Source organism: Paenibacillus sp. NPDC056722 (assembly GCF_042790635.1).
GTDB classification, from domain to species: Bacteria; Bacillota; Bacilli; order Paenibacillales; family Paenibacillaceae; genus Paenibacillus_AQ; species Paenibacillus_AQ agri.
Genome location: NZ_JBHTYV010000030.1, coordinates 1 through 2,103, shown reverse-complemented (window position 1 = coordinate 2,103; position 2,103 = coordinate 1). Strand labels below are relative to the sequence as shown.

The 2,103-nt window shown below is 68.0% G+C and carries 5 protein-coding genes; all 5 read left to right on the top strand.

Annotated elements, in window-relative coordinates; all coding sequences use genetic code 11:
• The coding region (locus tag ACFRAM_RS28610; protein ID WP_379470426.1) for a hypothetical protein at nucleotides 1–551 on the top strand (551 nt) is incomplete at its 5' end.
• Nucleotides 551–826, top strand: coding sequence for a hypothetical protein (locus ACFRAM_RS28605; RefSeq protein WP_379470425.1), 276 nt, complete (start codon nucleotides 551–553; stop codon nucleotides 824–826). The genes ACFRAM_RS28610 and ACFRAM_RS28605, both read left to right, overlap by 1 nt.
• A complete protein-coding gene (locus tag ACFRAM_RS28600) occupies nucleotides 823–1,128 on the top strand; it encodes a hypothetical protein (protein WP_379470424.1) in 306 nt (101 codons plus the stop codon). Before ACFRAM_RS28605 ends, ACFRAM_RS28600 begins: the two co-directional genes overlap by 4 nt.
• A gap of 3 nt (nucleotides 1,129–1,131) precedes the next feature.
• The gene (locus ACFRAM_RS28595; protein WP_379470423.1) at nucleotides 1,132–1,764 is read left to right on the top strand and encodes a hypothetical protein; all 633 of its coding nucleotides are present in this window, start codon (nucleotides 1,132–1,134) and stop codon (nucleotides 1,762–1,764) included.
• 6 nt (nucleotides 1,765–1,770) lie between these two features.
• Nucleotides 1,771–2,103: hypothetical protein (locus tag ACFRAM_RS28590; RefSeq protein WP_379470422.1), on the top strand; the 333-nt coding region annotated here is incomplete at its 3' end.

Sequence of the window (2,103 nt, the reverse complement as noted above, 5' to 3'; positions counted from 1 at the left end):
AGATCGGCCTGCACCTGTGCTTCCTCGGCTACTCCGAACAGACGCGCGCCGAATGGCTCGACGCCCCAGCGCAGTTCGACGCCGCGGCCCGCGTGCTGCGCGACTGGTCCGACCGCTACGGGATTCCGCTGGTGAAACTGTCCGGCGCCCAGATGCGGGCAGGGCAGTCCGGGGTCGGCGGCCACGCCGACACCGTCGACGCCTGGCACGCCACCGACCACACCGACCCCGGCCCGGCCTTCCCCTGGGATGTCCTGCTGGCCAAGGCAAATCACACCACCACTACCCCGAACGAGGAGACCGACGACATGACCCCCGAGCAGGCGCAGCAACTCGCCGACTGCCACCGCGAGCTGACTCAGCGCTACCCGTCCCGGTCCAAGTACCGCCGCGACGACAAGCCTGTCGACACTCTCGCCGGATTCGTCCTCAACATCGACGGCCGCGAGCACGAGGCCAGCACCGAGGTACCCGCCCAGCTCAACGCGCTGCAGCGCACACTCGACGAGCTGCCCGCGAAGATCGCTGCGGCGATTAAGGCCGCGCAGTGATGGGGCAGCACAGCGCGCCCGAGACTGCGAGCCAGGTGCGCTATCCCTGGCGGGCCACGACGCGCACCGTGTTTCAGCTCGTCGTCGGCCTGGCCCCGATGATGCCCGTGATCGTTGCCTCATCCGGCCTGCCGAGCACGGCCGCCGGCATCGCGACCGCGCTGGCCATCTCGGGCGCGATCACCCGAATCATGTCCGTGCCCGCGGTCAACGCCGCCCTCGCCGAGTGGGTGCCGTGGCTGGCGGCCGAGCCGCGAGCGGGCGGCAACCTGTGAGCCCTGAACAGATCACCGCCCTGTTCGGCGGCACCGTCGCCGTGCTCGGCGCGATCTTCGGCTACCTGAACGCGCGCCAGTCCAGGCGCGCCGACGAACGGGACAAGCGATACGCCTTGCTTGAGCAGCGCGTAGCCCACCTCGAGGCCGAGCTCGCCGAATCCAAGTCGCTGTTCCGCGAGGCGATTCGATTCATCCGCGGACTGCTGTCGCATATCGCCGAGCTCGCCCTCGCGCACCGCCTCGGCGCGCCCGCCCCGCAGACACCTGACATCCCCGAACGGCTGCGCGAGGAGGTCTAGTCAGTGACTACCCCGGGCATTCCACCCCCCGAGAACGCGCTCGTCGTGGGCGGCGCGTTCTCCTCCGACCTGAACGCAGAGACCACCAAGCAGCAGCTCAAGGCTGGAACCATCGCCGCGTACACCCGCACGCAGAATGCGGTCGGCTCGGAAGTCCGGCACCCGATCGAGCTGGCGCAGGGCGCGGCGGACCAGGCGGTCACGACATCGCAGGCCGCCGCCAACGATGCCGCGAACGCAGTGGAGAAAGCAGACATCGCCTACGACACAGCGAGTTTCTGGTCGATCGAGTTCCTGGTCGCCAGCGCCGAGGTTTTGCTCGGCGTGAACGAGCTGCTGCTCGGGCCTGTCCTCAACGTGCAGGACGGGCGCACCGCGATCCTGACCGACATCCACATCGGCCTACTCAATCAGCCCAACGGCATCACGATCGAAACCCGCAAATGGAACGCGGCCGGGACCAGCTACACCACCATCCACACCGGCACCCTCGGCCCGAACGTCACGCGCCGCAACTTCACCGCCCTCGGCGTGAGCGTGTCGGACAAGGAAAGGTTCTGGCCCTACGTCACCGCCATCACTGGAACCGTTCCGCCGACGGTTCTCCAGGTCGCTGTTGCTGGCGTATTCATCTGAGAGGCAATGGAAGTGCTCGCATTCGAATGCATCGCCACCGCTGACACCTATCACTCATCGGTCACCGTGCAGCCGTACCGCGTGGCCTTGTGGTCCGCCGCATTCGGCGTCGAATCCCTCGAGGGGCTGTTCGACATGACTCCCGCTGCCGATGCGATCGGCGTGATCGATGCGGCCATCGCGAGATTCAACACCGACCCCGAAGGCCTTCGCGCGCTGGTCGATCCCGCGGACCAGCTGGGCCTGTTCGGCAACCGTCGCGTGCTGCTCAAGCTGCGAACCTGGCTGGCGGACAACGGCGGCACCATCACCGGCGCCATCGACGACGAGGCGCCGGCC